The organism is Bacillus sp. GW821-FHT11D08, from assembly GCF_058808515.1.
On the sequence record NZ_JBXARS010000009.1, the window covers coordinates 125,269 to 150,850 of the forward strand.

30 protein-coding genes and 4 pseudogenes are annotated in these 25,582 nt (G+C 36.9%); 23 read left to right on the forward strand and 11 right to left on the reverse strand.

Going from position 1 to position 25,582, the window contains the following annotated elements:
• Positions 1 to 160: 160 nt before the first annotated feature.
• Entirely contained in the window at positions 161 to 664 is a 504-nt protein-coding gene (locus AC1RRX_RS17190) for an RrF2 family transcriptional regulator (protein WP_004393007.1), read from the reverse strand.
• A 196-nt stretch (positions 665 to 860) separates the two neighbouring features.
• Here AC1RRX_RS17190 and AC1RRX_RS17195 point away from each other — a divergent pair, with 196 nt between their 5' ends.
• From AC1RRX_RS17195 to AC1RRX_RS17210, 4 genes and pseudogenes are all read left to right on the forward strand, one after another.
• Positions 861 to 1,502 carry an FMN-dependent NADH-azoreductase gene (locus AC1RRX_RS17195; RefSeq protein WP_061581794.1) on the forward strand — a complete coding sequence of 214 codons (642 nt, stop codon included), beginning with the start codon at positions 861 to 863 and terminating at the stop codon, positions 1,500 to 1,502.
• Positions 1,503 to 1,510: 8 nt separating this feature from the next.
• Positions 1,511 to 1,657 carry an NAD-dependent epimerase/dehydratase family protein gene (locus AC1RRX_RS17200; RefSeq protein WP_119001710.1) on the forward strand — a complete coding sequence of 49 codons (147 nt, stop codon included), beginning with the start codon at positions 1,511 to 1,513 and terminating at the stop codon, positions 1,655 to 1,657.
• Positions 1,658 to 1,807: 150 nt separating this feature from the next.
• Positions 1,808 to 1,927: pseudogene (locus AC1RRX_RS17205) on the forward strand (response regulator aspartate phosphatase); the annotation flags it as partial.
• 571 nt (positions 1,928 to 2,498) lie between these two features.
• A complete protein-coding gene (locus tag AC1RRX_RS17210; protein ID WP_015416878.1) occupies positions 2,499 to 3,023 on the forward strand; it encodes an NAD(P)H-dependent oxidoreductase in 525 nt (174 codons plus the stop codon).
• A gap of 185 nt (positions 3,024 to 3,208) precedes the next feature.
• On the opposite strand, the gene AC1RRX_RS17215 is transcribed toward AC1RRX_RS17210, so the two are convergent.
• The gene (locus tag AC1RRX_RS17215) at positions 3,209 to 3,367 is read right to left on the reverse strand and encodes an ester cyclase (RefSeq protein ID WP_076982829.1); all 159 of its coding nucleotides are present in this window, start codon (positions 3,365 to 3,367) and stop codon (positions 3,209 to 3,211) included.
• Positions 3,368 to 3,801: 434 nt separating this feature from the next.
• Between AC1RRX_RS17215 and AC1RRX_RS17220 the strand changes: the two are divergent.
• The 5 genes and pseudogenes from AC1RRX_RS17220 to AC1RRX_RS17240 form a co-directional block, all read left to right on the forward strand.
• A pseudogene (locus AC1RRX_RS17220) lies at positions 3,802 to 4,178 on the forward strand (BCCT family transporter); the annotation flags it as partial.
• A gap of 57 nt (positions 4,179 to 4,235) precedes the next feature.
• The gene (locus AC1RRX_RS17225; protein ID WP_144464930.1) at positions 4,236 to 5,639 is read left to right on the forward strand and encodes an MFS transporter; all 1,404 of its coding nucleotides are present in this window, start codon (positions 4,236 to 4,238) and stop codon (positions 5,637 to 5,639) included.
• A 339-nt stretch (positions 5,640 to 5,978) separates the two neighbouring features.
• Positions 5,979 to 6,293 carry a MarR family winged helix-turn-helix transcriptional regulator gene (locus AC1RRX_RS17230; RefSeq protein WP_007409579.1) on the forward strand — a complete coding sequence of 105 codons (315 nt, stop codon included), beginning with the start codon at positions 5,979 to 5,981 and terminating at the stop codon, positions 6,291 to 6,293.
• 161 nt (positions 6,294 to 6,454) lie between these two features.
• Positions 6,455 to 6,813, forward strand: a pseudogene (locus AC1RRX_RS17235) (cystatin-like fold lipoprotein); the annotation flags it as partial.
• Between the two features lie 125 nt (positions 6,814 to 6,938).
• Complete coding sequence (locus tag AC1RRX_RS17240) at positions 6,939 to 7,364, forward strand: MaoC family dehydratase (RefSeq protein WP_144464932.1); 426 nt, start codon at positions 6,939 to 6,941, stop codon at positions 7,362 to 7,364.
• A 265-nt stretch (positions 7,365 to 7,629) separates the two neighbouring features.
• Here the strand turns inward: AC1RRX_RS17240 and AC1RRX_RS17245 are convergent, their stop codons facing one another.
• From AC1RRX_RS17245 to AC1RRX_RS17255, 3 genes are all read right to left on the reverse strand, one after another.
• Entirely contained in the window at positions 7,630 to 7,971 is a 342-nt protein-coding gene (locus AC1RRX_RS17245) for an MmcQ/YjbR family DNA-binding protein (RefSeq protein ID WP_032866857.1), read from the reverse strand.
• A 54-nt stretch (positions 7,972 to 8,025) separates the two neighbouring features.
• Complete coding sequence (locus AC1RRX_RS17250) at positions 8,026 to 8,214, reverse strand: AAA family ATPase (protein WP_232321972.1); 189 nt, start codon at positions 8,212 to 8,214, stop codon at positions 8,026 to 8,028.
• 89 nt (positions 8,215 to 8,303) lie between these two features.
• Positions 8,304 to 8,747 carry an Rrf2 family transcriptional regulator gene (locus AC1RRX_RS17255; protein ID WP_007409574.1) on the reverse strand — a complete coding sequence of 148 codons (444 nt, stop codon included), beginning with the start codon at positions 8,745 to 8,747 and terminating at the stop codon, positions 8,304 to 8,306.
• Between the two features lie 197 nt (positions 8,748 to 8,944).
• On the opposite strand from AC1RRX_RS17255, the gene AC1RRX_RS17260 reads away from it, so the two are divergent.
• From AC1RRX_RS17260 to AC1RRX_RS17280, 5 genes are all read left to right on the forward strand, one after another.
• Positions 8,945 to 9,583: an NAD(P)-dependent oxidoreductase gene (locus AC1RRX_RS17260; RefSeq protein WP_039062670.1), complete on the forward strand. Its 639-nt coding sequence runs from the start codon at positions 8,945 to 8,947 to the stop codon at positions 9,581 to 9,583.
• 89 nt (positions 9,584 to 9,672) lie between these two features.
• Positions 9,673 to 9,798, forward strand: coding sequence for a hypothetical protein (locus AC1RRX_RS17265; protein WP_258566500.1), 126 nt, complete (start codon positions 9,673 to 9,675; stop codon positions 9,796 to 9,798).
• Positions 9,799 to 10,331: 533 nt separating this feature from the next.
• A complete protein-coding gene (locus AC1RRX_RS17270; RefSeq protein ID WP_020955373.1) occupies positions 10,332 to 10,907 on the forward strand; it encodes a TetR/AcrR family transcriptional regulator in 576 nt (191 codons plus the stop codon).
• 58 nt (positions 10,908 to 10,965) lie between these two features.
• Positions 10,966 to 11,715, forward strand: a complete 750-nt coding sequence (locus AC1RRX_RS17275) for an SDR family NAD(P)-dependent oxidoreductase (protein WP_032866855.1) — start codon at positions 10,966 to 10,968, stop codon at positions 11,713 to 11,715.
• 262 nt (positions 11,716 to 11,977) lie between these two features.
• Positions 11,978 to 12,991, forward strand: a complete 1,014-nt coding sequence (locus AC1RRX_RS17280) for an NADP-dependent oxidoreductase (RefSeq protein WP_007409569.1) — start codon at positions 11,978 to 11,980, stop codon at positions 12,989 to 12,991.
• A gap of 574 nt (positions 12,992 to 13,565) precedes the next feature.
• Here the strand turns inward: AC1RRX_RS17280 and desA are convergent.
• A complete protein-coding gene (gene desA, locus AC1RRX_RS17285; protein WP_071392102.1) occupies positions 13,566 to 14,594 on the reverse strand; it encodes a Delta(5) desaturase DesA in 1,029 nt (342 codons plus the stop codon).
• 146 nt (positions 14,595 to 14,740) lie between these two features.
• Between desA and AC1RRX_RS17290 the strand changes: the two genes are divergently transcribed.
• Positions 14,741 to 14,869 carry a molecular chaperone TorD family protein gene (locus tag AC1RRX_RS17290; RefSeq protein ID WP_223255339.1) on the forward strand — a complete coding sequence of 43 codons (129 nt, stop codon included), beginning with the start codon at positions 14,741 to 14,743 and terminating at the stop codon, positions 14,867 to 14,869.
• 446 nt (positions 14,870 to 15,315) lie between these two features.
• A complete protein-coding gene (cspC, locus tag AC1RRX_RS17295) occupies positions 15,316 to 15,519 on the forward strand; it encodes a cold shock protein CspC (protein WP_003156143.1) in 204 nt (67 codons plus the stop codon).
• A gap of 663 nt (positions 15,520 to 16,182) precedes the next feature.
• Here cspC and AC1RRX_RS17300 read toward each other — a convergent pair.
• A complete protein-coding gene (locus AC1RRX_RS17300) occupies positions 16,183 to 16,644 on the reverse strand; it encodes a CarD family transcriptional regulator (protein WP_032870361.1) in 462 nt (153 codons plus the stop codon).
• 556 nt (positions 16,645 to 17,200) lie between these two features.
• On the opposite strand from AC1RRX_RS17300, the gene AC1RRX_RS17305 reads away from it, so the two are divergent.
• A complete protein-coding gene (locus tag AC1RRX_RS17305; RefSeq protein WP_039062672.1) occupies positions 17,201 to 17,881 on the forward strand; it encodes an aspartate/glutamate racemase family protein in 681 nt (226 codons plus the stop codon).
• Between the two features lie 109 nt (positions 17,882 to 17,990).
• Here AC1RRX_RS17305 and AC1RRX_RS17310 read toward each other — a convergent pair whose 3' ends face one another.
• The 3 genes from AC1RRX_RS17310 to cotR all read right to left on the reverse strand — a co-directional run bounded on the left by AC1RRX_RS17310 (position 17,991) and on the right by cotR (position 20,189).
• Entirely contained in the window at positions 17,991 to 18,560 is a 570-nt protein-coding gene (locus tag AC1RRX_RS17310; RefSeq protein WP_043021442.1) for a DUF2812 domain-containing protein, read from the reverse strand.
• Entirely contained in the window at positions 18,547 to 18,864 is a 318-nt protein-coding gene (locus AC1RRX_RS17315; RefSeq protein WP_043021443.1) for a PadR family transcriptional regulator, read from the reverse strand. Before AC1RRX_RS17315 ends, AC1RRX_RS17310 begins: the two co-directional genes overlap by 14 nt.
• A 359-nt stretch (positions 18,865 to 19,223) precedes the next feature.
• Positions 19,224 to 20,189: a sporulation hydrolase CotR gene (cotR, locus tag AC1RRX_RS17320; RefSeq protein WP_144464934.1), complete on the reverse strand. Its 966-nt coding sequence runs from the start codon at positions 20,187 to 20,189 to the stop codon at positions 19,224 to 19,226.
• Positions 20,190 to 20,389: 200 nt separating this feature from the next.
• Between cotR and AC1RRX_RS17325 the strand changes: the two genes are divergently transcribed.
• The 5 genes from AC1RRX_RS17325 (at position 20,390) to AC1RRX_RS17345 (ending at position 23,942) form a co-directional block, all read left to right on the forward strand.
• A complete protein-coding gene (locus AC1RRX_RS17325) occupies positions 20,390 to 20,866 on the forward strand; it encodes a DinB family protein (RefSeq protein ID WP_007409560.1) in 477 nt (158 codons plus the stop codon).
• 35 nt (positions 20,867 to 20,901) lie between these two features.
• Positions 20,902 to 21,267 (forward strand): cupin domain-containing protein, encoded by a 366-nt coding sequence (locus AC1RRX_RS17330; RefSeq protein WP_007409559.1) that lies wholly within the window; start codon positions 20,902 to 20,904, stop codon positions 21,265 to 21,267.
• Positions 21,268 to 21,429: 162 nt separating this feature from the next.
• Positions 21,430 to 21,615, forward strand: coding sequence for a hypothetical protein (locus AC1RRX_RS17335; protein ID WP_043021445.1), 186 nt, complete (start codon positions 21,430 to 21,432; stop codon positions 21,613 to 21,615).
• A gap of 257 nt (positions 21,616 to 21,872) precedes the next feature.
• Positions 21,873 to 22,193, forward strand: coding sequence for a hypothetical protein (locus AC1RRX_RS17340; RefSeq protein WP_043021446.1), 321 nt, complete (start codon positions 21,873 to 21,875; stop codon positions 22,191 to 22,193).
• 402 nt (positions 22,194 to 22,595) lie between these two features.
• Positions 22,596 to 23,942, forward strand: coding sequence for an FAD-binding oxidoreductase (locus tag AC1RRX_RS17345; protein ID WP_032866845.1), 1,347 nt, complete (start codon positions 22,596 to 22,598; stop codon positions 23,940 to 23,942).
• Positions 23,943 to 24,015: 73 nt separating this feature from the next.
• Here the strand turns inward: AC1RRX_RS17345 and AC1RRX_RS17350 are convergent.
• Positions 24,016 to 24,438 (reverse strand): annotated as a pseudogene (locus AC1RRX_RS17350) (VOC family protein).
• A 192-nt stretch (positions 24,439 to 24,630) separates the two neighbouring features.
• Here AC1RRX_RS17350 and AC1RRX_RS17355 point away from each other — a divergent pair.
• Positions 24,631 to 25,572 (forward strand): cation diffusion facilitator family transporter, encoded by a 942-nt coding sequence (locus AC1RRX_RS17355; protein ID WP_061047198.1) that lies wholly within the window; start codon positions 24,631 to 24,633, stop codon positions 25,570 to 25,572.
• Positions 25,573 to 25,582 lie beyond the last annotated feature (10 nt).

Consider the following 25,582-nt stretch of genomic DNA (forward strand, 5'->3'; position numbering starts at 1 on the left):
TAATATGAGTATAACATTTGCGCTTTCTTATGCAAGAGAAGCACCAATACGTACGGCATTGTTTTTACAAATTCAAACGCCGAGAAGGAAAACGAAAAAACATAATATGACTTGTAATTTAAAGGCATCTTGAAGCACAAAAAAGCTCTGACTAATTAATTTAGTCAGAGCTTTTTTTTATGAAGTATTCCCGAGTATCTGTCCTTGTTTTTTTAGGCAATACTACGTCCAATTCTTTATTTAACCATGCGAGCGTTTTATTACGAAGATAATTACGCATCTGTTCTTCTGCTTCAAGCATTACCAAGTTAATTGTACAAGAAGAATTGCTGGATTCACAGGAGTTGCATTTGTCACGATAAAGCAGACCATTGCTTACAATATTTTTACATTGAAAAATGGGTTTTGGTCCTTCAACAGCCTCTATTACATCCCAAAAGGAAATATCTTCTGGGGATTTTGCTAACCTATATCCTCCCTTTACACCAGGGACAGAATTTACAATACCAGCTTTAGATAATTTACCGAAAACTTTTGAAAGAAATGTTTCTGAAAGTCCTTGGAACTCTGCAAGGTCCCGAATCCCGACACTTTCCTTGGAGGGAACATCTATTAAATAAACCAGACAATGTAAAGCATATTCAACCCCAACACTGTACTGCATATAAACTCACCTGCTTTTGATTTTAAGGGTTATCATATTGTATCTTAGGAGTATTTTTGGTGATAGTCAATCATAAAACCCTTCTTTAGTATATGATTTGTTCCGTTTGACAAAATAAACTGCAGGGTTTATATTAAAGACCGAGTTGATCGTCGATTAAATTAATCTTTAATATAAAATAAAAGGAGAGTTTTAAATGAGCAAAACACTTATCATTAATGCACATCCAAAAGTGGATGATACGTTGTCATATAGTTTACGGGTAATGAAACACTTTTTGGAAATTTACAAAGAATTAATTCCAGAGAGTGAAGAGCTTGAGCAGATTAACTTGTATAGTGATGAAGTGCCTATGGTTGATAAAACAGTTTTAAGCGCATGGGATAAGGCTGGAAAGGGCGAAGAACTGACAAGCGATGAACAAAAAGTAACAGAACGCATGACAGAAGTATTGAAACAATTCAAAAGTGCAAAAACGTATGTCATCGTTTTGCCTTTGCATAATTTCAATATTCCATCAAAATTAAAAGACTATATGGACAATATCATGATCGCACGCGAAACATTTAAATATACTGACACTGGGTCAGTGGGTCTGCTTAAAGATGGACGAAGAATGCTTGTCATACAAGCTAGCGGATCAATTTATACAAATGATGACTGGTATGAAGAAGTTGAATACTCTAATAAATATTTGAAATCAATGTTCAATTTCCTTGGTATTGAGGATTATCAAATTATCCGAGTGCAAGGAACAGCTTTACTAAGTCCGGAGGATGTTTTACAAAAAGCAAATAAAGAAGTTGAAGAAGCTGCTTCAAGATTAGCAGGTAAATAGGGTATAGCATGAAGATCATTGTTGCCGGGGGGACTGGAGTAATTGGTCGGTCCCTTCTTCCTAAATTAATACAAAACGGCCATCAAGTATTTGCATTGACCCGAGGTAATCGGTCGAACACGTTCCTCAAAAGAATCAGTTTTAGTAAACAATGAAGTAATCTTTACACGTTAGAACATTTTCTAGCGTGTTTTGTTTTTTTTTATTTATGGATCACGTGTCAAGACACAAAAGCCTTACAATAACCGCAATAAAGACGAAAAGAATAATTTCTTCAATAGACTATTCGTACCTTTTTGCATTGGATGAATTTGCTTGCATCGATTATCTTGGATGAAAATAGAAAAATTCCGTACGACCTAGTCACTCAAAAATTGAATGATTGGTATACTCTTATTAAAAATGATCAAGTTGAGCAGGCTGATTGTTATACTATCAATTGCTTGAAATGGCGGGGTTTTGTAACTAGTGATAAGCTATCACTTTATTGAGGGCCTAGTGGGTGAATAACCCGTGGAGGTTCAAGTCCTCTCGGCCGCATCAATGATACCAAGGATTATAGAGATCCTTGGTATTTTTTTGTGCTTATTTTTAAATGATCTACTGCCCACAAACTGCCCACTTACCTAAAGTAAGTCATCTGCAGTCGACATCGCACAAATATTTTCATCATTATAGGTAGTTACTAATGCCTCAAGCTCCAATTTGCAAAAGCAGAGAAAGTATTGCTAAGCATGGAAGACCTTGTTATATGATCAGCTATTAGAATTAGACACGAGATAATAGGGTAGGGGCATAAGAATACTGAAAAGGCTTAATCTTTTTTAAAAGGTTAAGTCTTCTTTGGGCTATAAATGTAATCGGTGCCCAATTAGTTGCCCTGAATTCATGAAAAAGGATAAAATAGGTGTAAATAAGTTGTGATTTTAAAATTAGAATCAAATCCTTATCACAAAAGCAATAATAACTAATCGGCGAAGAAAGGATAACAGTCAAATGAAAACATTAGTTATCGTTATACACCCTAATTTGGAAACGTCTGTTGTCAACAAAACCTGGATGAATCGTTTAAAGCAAGAGAATGACATTACGGTTCATGACCTGTACGGTGAATACCCTAATTTTATCATTGATGTAGAAAAAGAGCAGCAGCTCCTGTTAGATCATGAGCGTATCGTTTTTCAGTTCCCAATGTATTGGTACAGCAGTCCCGCGTTACTCAAACAATGGGAAGATGATGTGTTAACACATGGCTGGGCTTATGGAACTGGAGGTACTAAATTGCATGGAAAAGAACTGCTCTTAGCTATCTCCTTAGGCGCACAGGAATCTGATTATCAAGCAGGCGGAGAATATAATATCACGATCAGCGAGCTTATCAGACCGTTTCAAGTCACTGCTAACTATATAGGAATGCGTTTTCTTCCTGCCTTTACACAATATGGGACACTTCACCTTTCAAAAGAAGATGTTAAGAACAGTGCGGAGAAATTGGTTAACTATCTTAAAGCTGAGCATTGATCCGGTATTCGCGAGGGAAGCTGAAATAAATGATGTGTTGTGAAAATAAGGATTTGTGATAGATGTTAATTAAACTTTATTTCAAAGTTACATCGACTGAATGCAGGAGGGCATAGAGCGAGGACTTAATTATAAAAAAGAGACAAGCTATTCACCTGGTCTCTCACTATTTCAACTTTTTACTGTTAATTAACGCCAAGCTGACGGAGAATATCATGCACATCCACATGAGATCTATGTTCAATAATTTTACCGTCAACAATACGTAACAACATCATAAGAGAGAATTTAACGCTTTTTCCTAAATTCAATTGTCGGTGATTGGCCTGTTTAAATGCATCCATTATTTCATACCCGGTGCTACTTATTTCTGTTGTAGTCTGTATACTGATTAATAGGTAAAGAAAGTCGAAAAGGTATACGAAATTCTTCATACAAATTAAAGTTTTGAATGAAAGAGCAGGATTACTCCTGCTCTTTTTCTTTCTAATTGGGCTGGATTAAACGCAGACGGTTATTCCTTGGGAAGAACAAAAAAATTTCTTCTATCCATTGACTAGCTGGGCTTTAGCCGGGTTTCTATCACCCTGTTGAGCTTGTCAGATTTTAAAAAGATATGATACGTTTATAGTGTTTTGTTTCACCTGATTGTGGGGTAATAAAGATAGAATCAGTAAATAATTCTTAGGAACGACATCAATCTTATAATAAACATATTGGAAGACGTAATGGAAGAACTAAAATAAAGGTTTAGGATACTTTGAAGAAATAAAAGTTTTTGTTCGATTGTGATAATATTCACAATAGAGCTGTATTAAGGGGAATCATTTCTCCAAATAGTCTGCAGAAAATGCCAACCACAGCCCAAGGATATATCACTAACCGCTTTGGCTGGTATTATCTGTTGGATGTTTCTCTTTTTGTTGCTTTTTGTATTATTTTTAGTCCAATCGGCAAAAATAAGTTAAGGAAACCAGCGAAAAAACTGAATTTCATCCTTCTTTCCTGGTTTACAATGTTATTTGGCGCTGATATGGATATTAGTCTAGTCTTTTAAGGTACAGTTGAACCAATCATCCACTATGCCGTTAGCTCTCCATCAGGTGAAACAGAAACCCCCAGACTTTTAGAGAAGCATTACGCTATACATTCTGGGACCGTTTATACGCTTGTATAATGTGGATTTAATAATTAAGGAGTCGATATTATTAAATGAAGTTTAACAAGAAAAAAATTAACGTTGTAGACATTCAAAAAGCGAAGAAAAGCGTGTTTGCTACAGGGATAGGAAACGCGATGGAATGGTTTGATTTTGCTTTATATTCTTATTTGGCAGTTATTATTAGTAAAAACTTTTTCAGTCCAGTTCAAAACGATGAATTAAAGTTAATATTTACTTTTGCTACATTTGCAATTGCCTTCTTACTTAGACCGGTAGGCGGAATTATTTTTGGTAAAATGGGTGATAAATTTGGTCGGAAAATAGTATTAACAATTACTATTTTAATGATGGCTTTATCTACTTTAATAATTGGTGTGCTTCCTACCTATGAACAGATTGGTGTATGGGCCCCTATATTATTACTCTTAGCTCGTATTCTGCAAGGTTTTTCTGTGGGTGGAGAGTACGCTGGTGCAATGGTATATATCGCAGAATCTTCTCCAGATAATAAGCGTATAAGGTTAGGCAGCGGTTTAGAAATCGGCACATTATCTGGTTATATAGTAGCTTCTGTTTTAGTTACAGTACTTTTCTGGACTTTATCTGATGTTCAAATGAATAGTTGGGGATGGAGAATTCCTTTCTTCTTAAGTATTCCAATAGGATTATTTGGTTTATATTTGAGAAGTCATTTAGATGAATCACCAATTTTTGAAAATGACATCTCTGAAAGCCAAGAACAACAACCAGGTTTATTAGAAGTCATTAAAACATATAAAAAAGATATCTTTTTATGTATCGTATTTGTGGCATTTTTCAATATAACCAATTACCTATTGTTAGGTTATATGCCTTCTTATTTAGATGAGAACCTTGGTATAAGTGATAATATAAGTACACCGGTTACAGCAATTGTATTGATTATTATGGTACCGTTCGCTTTAACTTTCGGTAAACTAGGAGATAAATTAGGAAATAAAAAAGTTATATCAATTGGATTAGTATTAGGAATTGTATTTTCGATTATCTCTTTTCAATTTCTTAATATGGGGAATATAACATTCTTATTTATAGGACTTTTAATGTTAGGTATTGTATTATCTGTATACGAAGGTACTATGCCAGGATCTTTACCTACGTTGTTCCATACGGACATTAGATATCGTACATTATCCTGGACATTCAACTTATCAGTTTCTATTTTTGGTGGAACAACACCTTTAGTTGCTTCTTGGTTAACCCATGTGACAAGAAACAATTTGGCGCCGGGTTTCTATTTATTAGCAGTTAGTTTAATTGGCTTAATAGTTGTGTTAACCTTATTTAAAGATACTTCAGGTAAATCTTTAAAAGGTTCTTACCCAACAGTTGCTTCTAAAGCTGAGTTTCAAGAAGCTGTTGAAAATCCAAAAGATTCACTGTGGTGGAAAATGGAACAAACAGAAAAGGAATGAAAAAAACATCCATTTAATTGACCGGCTACTCGAAATACAGACTCAGAATAAGCTGGGATTATCCGAGCAGCAATGACTGCAGCTCTTTTATATTCTGGAGGGCTTACTGCTTTGCAAAAGCAGCGTTGCTATTCTCGATCGTCATTATTTTATTGGTTGTGTCCTAATAATAAAACGTTGACGCAAGAACGAAGAGAAATTAAAAGGTCCGAGCAATACAGCAAAATAAGAAGCAAGAAGCTTTGTTATGCCAGTTCTTCTCCCGAAGGAGAGCTGGCTTTTTATTTTCTATATGGGGTCCAAAGAAGAAAACGAGAACTTGTACGCTAATCACAGTATTTGGTTCTTCTTGTTTTATGGGAGAAGGAAAAAATATCTGTTAAAGGTTTAGGCGAAGAATTATATCTAGACTCCGGAACATTAACTCCAGTTTTAAAACGACTTGAGGAGCGAGGTCTTATTATAAGAGAGCGTTCAAAAGAGGATGAACGAAGTGTAATTATTACGTTAACAACTGAAGGGAATGAGTTTAAAGAAAAAGTCACAATGATACCTAATGCAGTATTTGATAAAACCGGTTGTAATGAAGAAGAAATTAAAAGTTATAACAAGGAAATTCGTAATTTACTTAACATGCTGACATCTGAGCAATAGTTTTATGAATATAGATGGTGGGCCCAGCGGGTGGAATAACCCGTGGAGGTTCAAGTCCTTTCGGCCGCATCAATGATACCAAGGGTTTTGACACCCTTGGTATTTTTTGTTTATAAAAATTCATCTGTTACTGTCCACTTACTTATAGTAGGTCGTATGATTTGTCAGTCACCTTCATCCTTCTGCTGACTGCGTGCGGCGGCAGTAAATATGATAATGATTAATGAAGTGATGAAGCAGGAGAAGAAAGTCAGAAAAGAAATGCGAGCAGATTCAGATGAGCACAAAAGAGATAACGCTATAATTCGTGTATATGATGACGGGAAATATATTCAACTTGCGTTTTATCAGCCAGAAGAAAGTTCTCGCAAGCTTACTGCTTATTCTTATTATGAGAAGCTTGGAGATTCTTATGAGGAAATAGGAAATGGCACATATGCCGGGTGATGGTGATGGCGACCGCCTTGGTCTTTATAAGAAAACACCTGATTATAAAGAGGTTAAAGGCAAGGAAACAAAAACAATGTGCTTGTTCATTCCTGATAGGGGAACAATTGTTTTACCATTAAGTTGTTGTGTGAGAGCCAGTATGTTAAAATGCTACGTAGATTTAATAATAAAGTTTAGATTCTAGGAGATTTATTTATGAAATTGGATGAATTTACCACCGGGCAGGTTTTTCAAACTAAATCTTTTGAATTAACAAAAGAGAATATAAAGAATTTTGCAGAAGTGTATGACCCACAATACATGCATTTAAATGAAGAAAAAGCAAAAATGGGCAGGTTTAATGGAATTATTGCTTCTGGAATACAAACGTTATCTATTACTTTTAAGCTTTGGATTGAAGAAGGGTGTCATGAAGACGATATTATTGCTGGGACAGGAATGAATAATATAAAATTCCTAGCACCTGTTTACCCTAATGATAAACTGAACACTATTGTTAAGGTTATTGATAAAAAACCAAATAAAAGCCAGACGGGGATACTTACTGTATTGTTATCTACCTATAATCAGAAAGAGGAAAAAGTGTTTGAAGGTGAGTTATCAGTATTAATTAAACGCTAAATGACCTTTGCGGCATATCATCGTCACCTTTCAATTTTTATAGGTGTCTGGATGAAATAAGCAATCATCTAAATTAATTGAGTGGACTTTGAGTCTGCTCTTTTTTTATTTGTTCAACCTATGTCGAGAAACAAAGGACTCACAATAACGAAAAAATCATCTCGTAAATACGAATTTAAAAATTGCTGCCTTGAGGTTTTTTTGCATATTCCTCTGTATCATTGCGCCGGGTGAATAATTATAATGAGCGTTCTATCCTTCGATGTTATATTTCCTTTTTACTTTTTGGTTTTGTCAGTTCAAAGCTGTACTTTACCATGTCATGGATTTGATGCTCTGGGAGTCCCTCATCTAAGGTAAGAGTATTCCAATGCTCCTTGTTCATATGGTATCCGGGCTTGATTTCTTCAAAAAGACCACGTAAAAAATCAGCCCTTTCAGGTTCGCATTTAAGGTTGACACATAAGTGTTCGTCGCGAGTGAAGATAAGTGCAAATATTTTCTTATTCCCTTTGTGCCGAATTGCAGTCCAACCATCTCCAAAAGGATGGTCTTCATAAGAGTTTGGAAAGGTTAGGCAGTAATCTTTTATTTCACCATAATTCATTATCAATTCACTCCATACCTCATTATTTTTATATACAGAACATATTCGTTCAAACTAAGATTTGCGGTTTCTTTTATACCAATCCGAGATTTCCTCAAGTCTTTGTTTGAACTTAGCTTCTGAACCTTGAGTTGTTGGATAGTAATACTCACGTCCTATTAAAGAATCTGGCATCGTCTGCATTGTCGTTAATTTTTTATCATGAGCATATTTATATCCCTTACCGTAATCTAAATCTTTCATCAAAAGGAGTAGATTTTATGTCTGCTCTTTTTCATCAAAAAGCCATTTTTCTTATCCCCAGTCTGATAAAAGATTTTCTGTGAAATCATTTAAAAATTATTGGTCAATTTTTCTTTTTCAATAATATCCTTTACCACATCCTCAATTGTGATATGCCCAAGAGCTTTTTCCAAGGCAGATTGGGCGATTTCAAATATTGGACCAATTGTACTTTGAATGTTCCGGCCTACGGGACATTGAGGATTGGGATTTTCATGTATACTAAACAATTCTTTATCTTGAACAACATTAACTGCTCTATAAACATCAAGTAAGGTGATTTCAGTTAAATCCTTCGCTAATTCAGCTCCTGCAATACCTGGCCGAACATTTACTAAACCTGCTTTTTTCAGCATCCCCATAATTTTTCTTATTAAGGCGGGATTTGTATTTACACTTCCAGCTAAAAATTCAGAAGTGCTAATTCCGTCTTCATTTATTTCAATAAGAGCCAATATATGAATTCCTACAGCAAAACGGCTGCTAATAGACATGATTTCTTCACCACCCTCATTACTTTACACTCTTTATAGTACACTTGTAACTGAATGTATTACAAGTTCTTTTACTCTAATATGCTCAATTAACAAGATGATAAAAGTATTGACAAATAGAAAAGGTGTAACTAAAATTATTACACGTAATCGATATGGTTACATTTAAAATTTTGAATGATTAGGAGGACTTTAAATTGAAAATTGGAATCATTGGTGCAACCGGAAAAGCTGGAAGTCTTATCTTGAAAGAAGCGGTAAGCAGGGGACATGAAGTAACTGCAATTGTAAGAGATGCTGCAAAACTTAAAGAGGAAAAGATTGCAATCATTGAAAAAAATATAATTGATCTTACATCGGATGATCTAAAAAAGTTAGATGTAGCAGTTAATGCCTTCGGTGCTCCATTAGGAGAAGAACAGGCACATGTAGATGCTGGCCGGGCATTAATTAGGGCATTAAAAGGAACGGGTACAAGAGCCGTAATTGTAGGTGGAGCAGGGAGTCTTTATGTAGACGAAAATAAAACTGTCAGTGTAATGGATTCACCTGATTTCCCGGAGATTTTTATTCCGACAGCTAAAGGGCAAGGTCGTAACTTGCAAGAACTAAAGGAAACTTCTGGTATTAACTGGACATTTATCAGTCCTTCAGCGGTATTTGACCCAGACGGGAAAAGAACTGGATTTTATCAGTCAGGAAAAGATCATCTTCTTGTGAATTCGAAAGGCGAAAGTTATATCAGCTATGCAGACTATGCAATTGCAGTATTGGATGAAATTGAAAATCCAAAACATATAAATGAACGCTTTACTGTTGTTGGAGAAGCTGAATAATTGAGTAGAAACAAAGGGTACCATTAGTGTCATCGCTAATGGTATCTTAGATTAAAGCGGGACGGAAAATAAAAAAGGGGAGATAATTAATGAAGATCAGCCTGACTTTGTTTGCAGTCATTTTATTGGGCAGCATAGCAGGAGTGGTTTTAACAAATGATGTCCCTGTTATCAAAGCTCCGTTTCAAGTTGCTGATGACAGAGTAGGTGCTTAGTGAGTTGGACCAAAAAAATATGTATAAAAAGCTCTGACTAGCAACTTTTTGGATTAGTTAGAGCTTTTTTATTTGACTGTGTTACCCAGTGTAATCCTCCGTATTGTTTAATACACTTTAGTTTGAAAATCCGGGAAACTCTTCTACAGTTCCTATTTCGTGTCCAAAGTGTGAATATTCCAGCGGGGAACTTTACTGAAATGAGGGGTATTTTCGAAAACACACCAGTATGCTTTATGACCTGCCGTCAATGACATTAAAGAAATGATTTGATGAAAAATAAAAAGGAGCGATATTCGTTAAAATTCAGGTAGTAGCCATGCATAGCATATAAAACACATGATTTAATTCTAAATTCTTTACTGATCGTTCTTAAATTTGATATACTTGAAATACGTCAGATCTAACTGTTTTGCTACTGAAATGAGAATGATCGTTCTTTAATTATTTAAGAATGAGGGAGGGATGAATGCATCAATGATTCTCAGGCCTTTCTCAGAATAAAGAGGTAATACATTCTAAGGGGGGATAACATGGCTAGAAATAAAGAATTTGATGAAAAAAAAGCATTAAGAAAAGCAATGGACCTTTTCTGGGAACAGGGGTATGAAAAAACATCCATGCAAGACTTGGTGGACCATATGGGCGTTCACCGCAGAAGTATCTATGATACATTTGGCGACAAACATACTTTATTTATGCGAGCCTTAAGTCACTATGTAGAAGTAATGGAAGTAAGAATGAAGAATGAAGTGAAAACAGAATTAACGGTTAAGCTGGCTATACGAAAATTATTTGAAATGGTTATTTACCCAAAAGAAGATCAGCCAAAAGGATGTTTAGCTGTTAATGCAGCTGTTGAATTATCCCTAATAGATGAAGAAGTAGCTAAGAAAATCACAGAGATTTTTATAAATGCGGAAGCATTATTATTTGATCTGCTAAAACATGGTCAAGAACAAGGAGAAATTTCTAAACACCATGACATTAAAGGGCTTTCTCAATTTATTCATAATTCACTCGTAGGGATACGAGTATTAGCAAAAACGACAAATGATAAGGAAAAATTAGAAAACATTATTGATTTGACTTTGTCGACACTAGACTGAATCTATTTTGTTATATGGATTAACTAATTAGAAAATTTGTTTTCGAGGAGAGAATAATATGAAGTACACAGTTATTACAGGAGCAAGCTCAGGTATAGGATATGAGACAGCATTGGAATTTGCTGCTCGCGGCAAAAACTTAATTATTGTAGCTAGAAGATTAGATAAATTAGAAGAGCTTAAATCAACCATTCAGAATATTAATCCTGATTTGGATGTTATTATTCGTACAAGTGACTTATCTGTCACAGCTCAGGCATACACACTGTATGACAATTTAAAGGAATATCAAATTGAGACTTGGATTAATAATGCCGGGCTTGGTGAATCTTCTTCTGTCACGGATCAGAATTTAGATAAAGTGGAAACCATGCTACGTGTAAACGTAGAATCCTTAACGATTCTTTCTACACTATTTGTACGTGATTATTCGGATGTAGAGGGAACTCAGTTAATTAACGTATCATCAGCACTCGGATATGCAATTGCTGTTGGCAGTATTACTTATTCTGCATCTAAATACTTTGTCAGTGCATTTACAGAAGGCCTTGCAAAAGAACTTGAACGCAAAGGTGCGAAAATGAAGGTGAAAGTTTTAGCGCCAGCAATCACGGAAACAGAATTCATGAAAACTGCATCTGATACGAAAGAATATGATTACAAAGCAAATATCCCGATGTACCACACAGTTGAGCAAGTGGCGAGTTTTATGATGGAGCTTTATGATAGTAATCAAGTAGTAGGAGTTGTAGACGGAAACTATGAATTTCAATTAAGAGATCAAATCTATCCGATTCTAGAGATGTAATATTTCAAGTTATTAAACCTATATAACGATGCTCTACATCAATAACACTAGGAAGATGAGAAACATTTATTCACAGTATCGGTCTATAAAATTTAATTATTTGAGAATGATCGTTCTAAAAATGACTGCTGTTTAGGTGGAGGGTTAATCATAAAATTGGAAGTCAGACTTCGCTAAAAGAAAGATTCCCCTCCACCTAAACGATTATATAAAAAGGTAAAAACCTAATAAACGTAATATGATAGAGGATGCTGATAAAAAAATGAAAACACTTATGAAAGCAGCTCAGATCACCAAGTATTCAAAAGATCTCTATGCCCAAATCAATGACATTCCAATTCCAGAAATCGATGACAATGAAGTCTTGGTAAAGGTCAAAGCTGCGGCAGTCAATCCACTCGAAATGTTAATTATTACAGGCAGCGTGAAACTGATTCAAGATTATGAATTCCCATTAACGCTTGGTAATGAATTGACAGGAGTTATCGAAAAAGTCGGAAAAAATGTGGCAGAATTTCACGTAGGAGATGCCATCTATACACGTCTCCCCCTCGAAAAAATTGGCGCTTTTGCGGAATATGCCGCAATTGATGCTGCCGCAATTGCACCCATGCCAAAAAATTTGTCTTACGTGGAAGCCGCTGCTGCACCACTGGCTGGACTCACAGCGTATCAAGGTCTGCATGAAGAACTTGAGGCACAGTCAGGTAAATCTGTCTTCATTCCAGGTGGATCAGGCAGCTTTGGTCAGATGGCTGTACCAATCGCAAAGGCAATGGGCCTAAATGTCATTGTTAGCGGCAGCTCAGAAGCGCGCGAACGCATTTTGGAAATGGGTGCAGATCAATATTTGGATTATTCAACAGAAAACTATGTTGACTTGTTGTCAAATGTGGATTATGTGATTGATACACTGGGACCTAAAGAATTTGACAGTGAATTGAGTATCATCAAACCGGGCGGAAGATTGCTCTCTCTCCGTACAGGACCAAATAAACGCTTCGGAAAAGACCGGAATTTTCCATTGTGGAAACAAATGCTATTTTCCCTTGTTGGCGCAAAGTATGATCGCAAAGCCAAGAAACAAAACGTGGAATACCATTTTATCTTCGTTCGTTCTGACGGCGCACAACTTAAAGAGATTACCAAAATCATTGAAGAAAACAACATTGCTCCAGCAATTCATCCAATACAATTTACCATAGACAACGTAAATGAAGCGCTAGAACTAGTCGCAAATGGACGGCCAAAAGGGAAAGTGATTATTCAATTTTAAGGGGAATACAAAGAAAACAGTCAAAAAGTTAAGATCGTTTATGCAAAGGATTTTGAAAGGCAATATTAAGGTGTTACAAACCGCGAGTTCTGCTGATTAAGAAATGGAAAGATAAAAAGCTAGAACAAATCATAGAAAAACTTCATCAAGCCAGAGTTCATTATAAAACATGGAGAACTAGCCATTTCAATTAGGCGGTTACTCTAATAGACATGTCACCAGTAACAAGACATTAACTGTCTTGAAATGAAAACCTACTCCATTTTTACTCCCAAATAAAAATAAATCGAAGTAAACATTCATAATCAAAATAAACAAATGCTGATATTATAGGCTTTTGTAATTCATAATAAAGAATCACTTTATTGAGGGCCCAGCGGGTGAATAACCCGTGGGTTCAAGTCCTCTCGGCCGCACCCTAATGATACCAAGGGTTTTGACACCTTTGGTATTTTTTTGTTGTAAGTGCATGTGGCATTAAAAAAGTGCTGACCTCTGCACAAAATCTTTGCGCGAGTCTGCACTTTTATTCTGCAAGATACACTGCCCATTATCATCGATTATGGGCGTTTATTTAATCCGTTCTTAGCCGAGCTGATACCTGGCTTTTAGAAGTTTTTTTAAAGTGGGTAAAACCAACAAATTTTTTGCCTTCTTCATCCCATAGGCGGAACTTTAACGACTTAATACTTGTTGCCAGTGTGATGGTCGGAACGTTTTGCAATGGTTCAGTGTTGTTATGCACGATTTCAAGCTTATAGTTTGGGACTCTTGGGCTTAAATGATGAACATGATGGAAACCGATATTGCCTGTTAACCATTGCATGACTTTTGGAAGCTTATAAAAAGAGCTTCCTTCAACGGCTGCTTTTACATATTCCCAATGCTCATCTTCTTCGAAATATGAATCCTCAAACGTATGCTGAATATAAAACATCCAAATTCCGAGGGATCCCGATATCATAAAAATTGGTGTCTGGACCAGCAGAAAGTTTTGCCAGCCGATAGCCCAACATAAAAGTGCTGCCAAAGCGACGATCCCCAGGTTCGTTACATATGTATTCATCCGTTCTGTGCGTTTTGCCCCTTTACGATTAAAACGATTGGTAATCCCGAAGACGTAAATCGGTCCGATAATAAACATAACAAACGGATTTCTGTACAAACGGTACATTATTTTTGTCTTAGTTGAGGCTTCCTTATATTCCTCAACAGTCAGTACCCAAATATCGCCCGTACCGCGTTTGTCCAGGTTGCTGCTTGTCGCATGATGGACAGAATGATCGTGTGCCCAATGATCAAACGGATGCAGAGTCAGAATTCCAGTAATTGTTCCAAGGATTCGATTCGCCTTTCGGTTCTTAAAAAAGGAATAGTGGCAGCAATCATGAAAGATGATGAAGGTTCTTACTAAAAAACCTGCTGCAACGACAGAAATGGCTAATGTAAGGAAATAAGAAATGGACAAGCTCTTATATGCCAAATACCATAGCAGGAAAAATGGTACCAATGTGTTAATGATTTGACATATACTTTTTTGTAAATCGGACTTTTCATAGGGTGTAACCAGTTTTCTCAAAGTCCTTAGGTTTTGTTCATTCATTTTTTAAAGATTTCCCCTTCCCTGATGTTCTTCTAAGTATCGAAAACGTTTGTCTTTGAAGTCACAGCGTCATACACCATAGATGATAAGTATCTTTCCCATTCGTATGTGAAATTATTGGAAATGAGATACTTTTTTCCAGACTGATTAAATCTTTATTAGCAGAACCAGCCGGAATACAAAAGGTGTATGAAGATTATACCCGGCTCTTTATCGGGCCAAACTCTCTCCATGCTCCCCAATGTGAATCGGTTTATTTAGACCGTAAACTTTGATTGTTTGAGGAACAAACATGACAAGTTAATACCGTTAAAATAGAGGTATACCTGAGTGAGCGTTTGGAAACATCTGCAGAAACAAAGCTATACCAGTGAACAGCCAAGAATATCTTGTACTTGAACAAGAAACAGCTGAGCTTTTTAAAGAAATCTTTAACAATCAATATGAAGTACTGGGTTTGAAGACACTCGTGATCCATTTTCACGGTGTTTTCAAACCATAGTTATTAATAAGCATCTTATTTTGCACTGGTATCGACAGGTTTAACAAATAAAACCTGAATGAACATATTATTAATTTGCAGTTATTTCCGTTTCGTGCTATGATAAAGGAGAATTATTTTTGTTCGTGTAAAGGATAGTATGAATATCGACTTTTCGTCTTGATGATACTTTGGGCAAGGATAGTAATACAATGTGTAACACACTAGGAGGCAACAAAAATGGAACAAGGTACAGTTAAATGGTTTAATGCAGAAAAAGGTTTTGGATTTATCGAACGTGAAAATGGAGACGATGTATTCGTACACTTTTCTGCAATCCAAAGTGACGGATTCAAATCTTTAGACGAAGGTCAAAAAGTAACGTTTGACGTTGAGCAAGGTGCTCGCGGAGCTCAAGCTGCTAACGTTCAAAAAACTGCTTAATCTTCAATCGTTTATACAAACAGGCTCTTTATATAGAGCCTGTTTTTTTATGTTCTCTGTATCATACTGAATAAAAAAACCCTACTCAACGTTCGAGTAGGGACAGTTGCTACAAGGTAAGAAAAAGGTTTAAAACCTCAAAGGATTGTTTACAGTATAACATACCGGATTGACGATATGTGGAATATATATAAATGATTTGTTTTTATGTTCTCAAGATAACTGTATGTTATTCTTTGTTACAATTCGCATATCTCTTTTATGAAAAGAAGATAACCAACTGCTATTCACTGTGGAAGCAGATGTAAGAAATTCTTAAAGATAAAGAGGGGAGTGGTTGTTTTTTCTTCTGGAAATAATCACTTAGACCTAAAACAATGAAAGCCCTGCCTCTCTTCCATCCTTACGGCTCCTTGTCCGTGCCAGTGTGAATCAGGATTACAAAAATCAAGTGACTATTTCATCGAGTTTTTTGATAAAACATCAAATGTTCGTTGAAGAAATTTTTAATAATAAAAACAGATTAGATTGTAGGAATAATAAAAGAGGTTAATGTTCTAAAAGTAAGTTGAAGAAGTTAAGCGTCTTTGAAATATTTTAATCGTAATATTCCGAAAACTCGTGGGTGCTTTTTGGAATGCAAAACATTATTTAAAATTAACCTTAGCAGAAACTTTTTATTTGTTTTTCAGTGATTCCTTTAATGACTTCCAGTTCACTAATCAAAAATTCATATGCATTATCCAACATTTTTTTTTCGCTTGAATTAAGTGCTTTTTCTTTCTTCATTCGCATTAAATCACGTACAACTTCAACGCCTTCTTGTATTTCACCCGTTTTTATTTTGTTCGTGTTTACTACATACCTTTGCTTCCATGGCAGTAACCTATCTGATTCTCCATGCTGAAAAATGTGTAAAATGTGTTTTAATGCACGTATATCAGTAACTGGCCGTATATTTGAACTCAATATTTTACGCGTTGGAATCATAACTGTCATATTACTGATTGACATTCTTATGACATAATACTGTTGTTTTTCCTCTAAGAATTGTTTTTCTTCTATGGCTTCAATTGTACCTGCTCCGTGCATTGGATAAACAATGTTATCGCCAATTTGAAACATATAATCCACCTCCATATATGGGAACTTAACTTAAGGTTACCATATATGGAGTGAGATATCAAATTTTTAATGATAACATGGTCATTTATTGGTGTCAATAACTTTTTTAAAAAAACAAGAGGGAACCTGTCGGGGTCCTAAAAAAGGAAAGATCAATTGGTCCGTGTATATCTTGGAATCTCGACTAATTAACAGAAATCAGTTTTTCGTTGAAAATGAGTTATTAAATCTCCTTTAGGAGTTCATGACTTGACATCAATGACACTTTACTAATCTATATGGGCACAATTTAATCACCGATTTTTAACCATAATTCATGAAAACATATAGAAGTGATGAAAGTGGAGGATAGAGAGTGTAATGAAAACAAGCTTTCATAACCTTAATGTATCTGCCATTCTTCTGCGTGCGGCGGAATTAGATATGATAATTCGATTAATGAAATGATAAAATAGGAGAAGACAGCCAAAAAGAAATGAGAGCAGATTCAGATGAGAAACACAAGAATAACTCATCGTGATCGTATTCGTACACATTTTTACAGAGGAGGACAATTATGATTGGAATACTGGCAGGAATGGGGCCAAAATCTACTGGGCCATTTGTAGATAAGGTAGTAGACGAGTGCCAAAAAATATATGGAGCAATACATGACATGGATTTTCCTCATATGATGATTTATTCCTGTCCGACTCCTTTCTATATGAATAAACCTCTCAATCATACGGACATGGAAAAGGCAATTATTCAGGGGGCTGTAAAGCTTGAAAAAACGGGTGTTGATTTTATTGCCATCCCATGTAATACCGCACATATCTATTTTAATCAAATAAAAAAATCGATTTCAGTCCCTTTACTAAACATGGTTGATGAAACCATAAAAAAAATACCTAAAGGCTCAAAAAAAGCAGCTCTTTTAGCCACCGTTCCTACGGTTCAATCTGGAATATTTCAAGAAGCGTTAAACAGAGAAGGTTATGATTTTTTACATCAAGATAGTTGGCAAATCTATGTCGATCACATAATAGAAAAGATTAAACAAGGTCAAATCGATAAGGCTAGTACATTATATGATGAATTACACCGTGAATTAGCAGAAAAGGTTGATACGGTTATCATTGCATGTACGGATTTAAATATGGTCACGGATCAAAAAAGAAGCGGACTTACCTTTGTTGATTCATCAGCTTGTCTCGCTCAAGCCATTGTAAATAAGTATGTATTATTAACAAAATAAGTCACCTGATTTATCAGTAAATTCAGGGCGCTTCTTTTTTCCGTTAAAGCGCCCGGCTTCGGCAAATACATGATCCTCGAGTTACTTCTTTGAATGTAACTTCCCCGTGTTATTGTTCTTTTAACATTGAATACTTTCGATACGCTTTAAAGAAACTGCAGCCAAATAGAACAGTCATAAGGGCGGGAAGCGACCTCAAAAGGGCAAATGGAGTTTCAAATAAAAATGCTTTCCAAAACATTGCGCTTTCCATACTCCACAGACCTTCAGTTAAATATAAACCTGAATCCTTGTAAATCAAATAAGAATAAAACAAGCACAGTAAACCAAAACAAGATGAAAAACTCATTAGTCTTTTATAATAATTACTCTTTGATTGGCGATCCGAGAAGATTTCATTTTGATCATCATCTTCTTTTTGCCAATACCGAGTTCCGCTAAGCCATGGGCTGTTTATATAACTCCAGCCGAAGTCTTCATAGATCTCTTTGTAGTCTTTGAACTTTTTCTTTGATAAATAATCTTGATAATCCAGTCGCATTACATATTTTTTGTCGGTTTTTTCGAAAGTGTATATTCCTAATCCGCTGATATTTGTACAGTGATAGCCTTTTTGTAGGTGCTCGTTCAGCCATTGCTCCTCTTTTTCAATATCAAAAAACATCTTACATTTCTTCATTCGATTCACTTCCTTCGTACAGGGATAAAATATGAAGTAATCTGTTTTGTTCCATTTTCAAAATGGCGCTTCCTTCCGCAGTTATCATATAAACTTTTCTCCGGCCCGATTCTCCAACAGGTTCAATCCAGCCATGCTTATTCAAGTTTTCAATCGCGCCGTATAATGTGCCGGCTGCTAAAATAACAGTTCCGTTACTCATCTTTTCGATCTTCTGCATGGCAGCATAGCCATGAAGCGGCTCCCGCAGAGCTAATAAAATATAATGCATGGTTTCAGACAGCGGTAATAATTTATGTTTCATATCCTCATCCTCTATTCAGTCTGACTATATAGTTAAACTTAATACAGTTCAACTGAATAGTCAATGGTCTTTTCAAAATTTGTCAAGGAACTTGAAAATCAAATCTAAAAAGTCGCTTTTCTTACGTAATGGAAGCGACTTCTGAGTAGTCCTATTCAATTAAATGGCCCGATTGTTGGTTGTAATGCTTAACTTCAGTGTTTGAAATGCCGGGCGGTAATAAGATTTCACTTTATCGAATGCCCAGCGTATAAATACCCCGTGAAGGTCCAAACCCTCTCGGCCGCATTAATAATACCAAGGGTTTTGAGTCCCTTGGTATTTTTTGTTCATTGAATTATTATAAACTTCTAACTTAGTTAATGGCTGTCGTTCCAGTTTTTCTCTATAAATGTATTCACAGGCTGTAAGTTGGTTTTGTTCGCAATTTCAATGACAGCGGGAACCACGGAAGGGTCTGTTTTGGAGAAGTTAGGAATCCGCGGATCTAACCGGAAAAAGCGATCTCCCAGCAGATTCGCGCTGACCATGGATTCATAGTAGCCATTTCCGCCGGAGATCATCTGAAGAAATGGCAGTAAAGGTTCATTAGGCGACCTGTCCAAAAGGACTCCCCAATTTGGAGGAAGGTTCTTCAGGTTTTCGGGACGTATGTTATCCGCACTCACCATTCCCCATCCCCTCGTATCTCTTCTTAACCGAGTCGGGGCTTCACCTGTACCGATGGATAGCGCCGCAATTTGATCCAATGGCACGTTGGCTTTACCAACCGCAAACGCGATACTGGCCGTACTGGGGTTCGTTGCCACTACATATCCGTCCACGTAGTTTTGATAGGCGCGCTGCGTCGCGGGAGCACCGCTGCTCCGCAGTATGACATCACTCACTTTCTCATTTAAATAGGGAGAGCCGGGAAAGTTGTGAAATAATACGGGCGTCCAACGATCCAGTGCCGGGGAGTATAATTTGAATGAAGGGACAACAATTCGTTTTCTTAGATCTTTAAGGCGAAGGCCTGGCGGGAAAAAGTTTCGTACCGCTTTAATAAAACCGGAATATGGTAATTGTTGATTGAAAACAGGTCCGCCCGGCCGGGAAGTGCTGAATGCGGGCAGGATTTCATCCTCAAAATACTGAAGTGTTTCCCTCGGAGATCTTCCGCTTGCTAATGCAAGGGCAGTAAATGAACCAATTGAATTTCCCGCAAATACATGGGTTCGGCTTATTAATGCTGGATTTTCTTCAGCCAGTCTGTTCAATAGTTGTAAACTTAAAGCACCTAAGGTACCGCCCCCGTCAAAGGTCATGATCCGATACTTTTCCAAAGCTGATTTCTCCTTTCTGATGAAAACTATCATTCAGTATATGTTCAGCCAGAGTCTATTGTATGGATGAATGAATATCTTCTTATCTTAAAAATGGTTTGATTATCAATCCAGCGAGTCGGGAAAGAATATGTTTTTTATTTGAAGAGGTTTTTTCCGGGAAGAAGGAGAATTATTTAAAAATAAAAGGGGGAAAACACTTGAATACAATTGACCTTATTATTTTACATTTTGAAGAGGTAAGACGGCGAAGCATCAAGTTATGGACAGCTATACCTGAGGAAAAAATGGACTGGCGCCCGGATTCCGAAGCCATGTCGTGTAAAGAAATGATAAGACACATATTAGAAGCAGAATTTCTTTATCATCAAATTTTAATGAAAAATATGAGTGAGTTTTCAGAGGAAACTATTAATCCTTATGAATCAAAAACGTTTACCACAGTAAACGAAGAATTAGAATTTGCAAAACCGTATCGGGCCGAGTTTTTGACATTCATCAAATCGTTAAACGAAACAGATTTAACAAATATAAAGATTGACAGGTCTGATGTTGGATATATTCGCGAACTAGGAGACATGTTATTAAGAATCGCTTACCATGAGTCCGTACATACCGGTCAGCTTTTAGACTATCTCAGAACTGCTGAGGTTGACAGGCCTTTAATTTGGGACTAGTTAAATATTTGAGTTTTACAAGGAAAGCGGAAAGAATGGAATATAGACCGATTAATTTTCAAGAGAAATTAGCTGCGTTCCAAGATCAATGGTCTCCAAAAGTAATCGCTGAAATGAATGATTATCAATTTAAACTTGTTAAGGTACAAGGGGATTTTGTTCGGCATAAGCATGACGAAACAGATGAAGTCTTCATTGTCATTAAGGGTAATTTAATCATTGAATTTCGTGATGGAGAAGTAACATTAAATGAAGGTGAAATGTTTGTCATTCCGAAAAATGTTGAACATAAACCTTATGCAGAATCAGAGTGTAACATTTTGCTTGTAGAACCTAAAGGTGTTGTGAATACCGGGCAGGAAATAACTGATCAAACAGCTGAAAATGATGTCTGGGTCTAGCCTGTAACAAAAAACGATCAAAACTTCGAAAGATCGAATGACGATTAGAGAAAATGATCAGGAAAACCAATTAAGAATGATTTAAGGTAAATTATTGAAAAATTTTGTTAATATTATAATACATTGTTTTGAAATGTAATCATTTTATAAGGAGTTTTCTAATTGCGTTGGAGTAAATGGTTCAATATTTTTTGTATAGCAGCATTGGGGTCAATATATGGCTATAAATTGTTTACTAACCAAGAAGTCAGTACGACTCGTTTAATCATAGCTGCTGCAATTATCTTGTGGAACGTTGTCGGACTTTTTAGCAAAGAACCAGTAAAACAAACACAGCAAGCAAACTAAAAGCCAAAAAACACTTTCCAATCGTTCAATAAAAAGTTGTACAGAAGGATGCTGCAGCGTGCAGCATCCTTTTTCGTAGTCTCCCTTTTTACGCTGCTTATCATAAACATTTAAGTTTCATCAAGCATCCAGAATCTGTTGTATCGATAAATGAAAATTGCCCTAAAATGTGCCGGTTCATCATAATACCAGTCCAAGCTGCAGTTATTTCTTTACATAGTATGTAAAGATTAAAAGATGAGAGAAGGAGTGGCGTAATGTATTATAACGAAGGTGAAGATCAACAGTACGTTCAGAAGAAAAAGCCATACAACGAAGCCTGTGACCTTGGCCATGATTTTGATATGGCGGACGACGCAGCAAGAGCGGAAGCAGCAAGAGAAGCAGAAGCGAGAGCCAGAGCGGAAGAGGCAATAGCAAGAGCGGAAGAAGCAAGAGCCAGAGCAGCAGAAGCAGCAAAAGCAGCAGCAGAAGCAAAGGTAAAAGCGGCAAAATTAGCAGCAAAAGCGAAATGTAAAAAACGTCATAAGAAAGAGAAAAAACAGGATTGCAAACGTAAGCACAAGAAGAAAAAATAAGAGCTTTTCATCATGTAAAAGATAAGATTCAATGTGTATTGATTTTAACCGTACAGGGGTGCAAAAACGATAAAGAATAAGATTCTTTGTCGGGGGATCAAGCAGAAAGATTGCTCAGCCGGTGTCTCAGCAGAACCACGCATGGCAGGGCAAACATAATTTTCTATGGACTTCCATAGTTTGGTCGGGATATCACGCCAATAAATGTAAGTGCCTATCATGATAAAAAAGGCAGGAGAGACAAGAGTTTCGGCAGCTTGCCGCTCTTGTCTTTTTTTTTGTTTTTATATCATCTTCGCGTATATGTATCTATTTTTAAGTTTGCAGAACATCTGTCTAAGAATTTGTCCAATTCCTACATATACTGGTATCGGAATCAAATGCTTATTGGGAGTGAAATAGATGGGATCAGCACAGTTAACAGGACGCGTCATCTTCAAAGGGGACCCCGGCTATACACAGGCGGTTAAGAATTGGAACCCTTATGTTGATGTCTGTCCGCTTGTCTTTGTTTTTGCACAAAATTCATACGATATAAGTAATGCTATTAAATGGGCTCGTGAGAAGAATGTGCCTATGCGTGTCAGAAGCGGCCGCCATGCTCTGGATAAAAATCTTTCCACGGTAAGTGATGGAATTGTTATTGATGTGAGTGACATGAATAAAGTTTTCTTAGATGAAAAAAACGCGGTAGCAACCGTTCAAACCGGCATTCACGTCGGCCCGCTTGTAAAAGGTTTAGCTCGGGAAGGTTTTATGGCCCCGTTCGGAGACAGTCCAACCGTCGGAATCGGAGGAATCACAATGGGAGGCGGATTTGGAGTGCTTTCCCGATCGATCGGCCTGATAAGCGATAACCTTCTCGCACTGAAAATGGTAGATGCCAAAGGCAGGATTATTCAAGCAAATCAATCCCGCAATGAAGATTTACTGTGGGCTTCCAGAGGCGGCGGGGGAGGCAATTTCGGATATAACACCCAATATACATTCAAAGTTCACCGTGCCCCTAAAACCGCAACCGTCTTTAATATCATTTGGCCGTGGGAACAGTTAGAAACGGTATTTAAAGCGTGGCAAAAATGGGCGCCGTTTACAGACGAACGATTAGGATGCTACCTTGAGATTTACAGCAAAGTAAATGGCTTGTGCCATGTGGAAGGATTGTTCCTCGGTTCAAAACCAGAGCTGGTTCAATTATTAAAACCTTTATTAAATGCCGGAACGCCGGCACAAACAGTAATCAAAACACTATACTACCCGGATTGTATAGATTTCTTAGATCCTGACGAACCGATTCCCGGCAGATCTGATCAGAGTGTTAAATTCTCCTCGGCGTGGGCGCTCAATCTTTGGCCGGAAGAACCTATTGCAGTAATGAGACAATTTTTAGAAAAAGCGACTGGGACAGAAACCAATTTCTTTTTTATCAATTGGGGCGGCGCGATAAGCAGAGTACCAAGCAGTGAAACAGCCTTCTATTGGCGCCGTCCGTTGTTTTATACGGAATGGACGGCCAGTTGGAAAAATAAATCACAAGAAGCTTCGAATCTTGCATCAGTTGAAAGAGTGCGTCAGCTGATGAAACCATATGTAACAGGTTCATATGTGAATGTTCCGGATCAAAATATCGAGAACTTCGGAAAAGCATATTATGGCTCAAACTTTGCAAGGCTTCAAAGAATAAAGGCGAAATACGATCCCGAAAATGTATTCCGTTTTCCGCAAAGCATCCCGCCATCGTATAAATAGTTTGATCGTTTTGGGAAACAAATAAAAAACACACCAGAACTTTCAGGTGTGTTTTTATTGTTGCTAAATTGGGTTATTCAATTGCATCCCAGTGCGGATTCCAAACGATTTCCCATAAGTGTCCATCGGGGTCTTGGAAGTGACCGGAGTATCCGCCCCAAAAAGTATCATGAGCGGGATCAGTTATCGTTGCTCCTGCCTGTTTTGCCTGTTCCATGACTTTATCGGCTTCAGCTTTACTGCTGACATTATGTCCTCATGTAAATTCTGCAGGGCTTGGCGCATTTAACGTAACGTTTGTTTCATGTGCGATGTCTTTGCGGTTCCAAATGGCAAGTTTCAGTCCTGTTTGTAAGTCAAAAAAGGCAACTGCGCCATGTTCAAATTCTGTACCGGCTATTCCCTCTGTAGGCAGATCCAAGCCATCTCGATAGAAGTGAAGCGATTTTTCTAAATTGTCTGCGCCTAAAGTAATTACTGTAATCCGCGGCTTCATAGCAATTATTGATCAAGAGCAATATAAAGTATTGGACATTTTCATTGAAAAGATTTTGACATTTCAGTAAAGAACCTATATATTCATATATGAGCATATAATCATATAAGGTTATTTTTTTGTCCATGTTAGAATGCTTCATAACAGAAAAGAAATAATAAATGCAGTGTATGAGATAAGGAGGAGATTTTTATGGGTCACAATCACAATCACGCTGGCGGATCCAATAAGAAGGTTTTATTGATCTCTTTTATCATGATTACAGGTTATATGATAATAGAAGCGATAGGCGGATTTTTAACCAATAGTTTAGCGCTTTTGTCAGATGCAGGCCATATGCTGAGTGACTCGATCTCATTAATGGTTGCTCTGATTGCTTTTAAATTGGCCGAAAAAAAGGCAAGTCATCATAAGACATTCGGCTACAAACGATTTGAGATTCTCGCAGCTGTGATAAACGGTGTTGCATTAATATTGATTTCCCTTTACATCATTTATGAAGCAATCAAACGTTTCTCTCATCCGCCGGAGGTAGCAACAACCGGCATGCTGACGATTAGTATCATCGGGTTAGCTGTAAATATATTGGTCGCTGGGATTATGCTGAACGGCGGAGATACAAAGAATAACCTGAACATAAGAGGGGCTTACTTACATGTGATAAGTGACATGCTCGGATCTGTAGGTGCCATACTGGCTGCGATCCTTATCATCTTCTTCGGGTGGAGCTGGGCAGATCCAGTGGCCAGTGTCATTGTGGCTATTCTTGTTCTGAGAAGCGGTTACCATGTGACGAAAGACTCCATTCACGTATTAATGGAAGGAACTCCGGAAAATATCGATGTCACTGACATCATTCATACAATTGAAGAGACAGAAGGAATTCAAAGCATTCATGATTTGCACATATGGTCTATCACAAGCGGATTGAATGCTCTTTCCTGCCACGCTGTTGTTAACGATCAACTGACCATTTCTGAAAGTGAAAGTATTTTACGCAAAATTGAACATGAACTTGGAGATAAAGGCATTACACATGTAACCATTCAAATGGAAACAGCAGCGCATAATCACGACAATACGATTCTTTGTCAGGCCCAAACTGAGAATCCGCGTGACCATCATCATCATTAAAGGAGGAAAT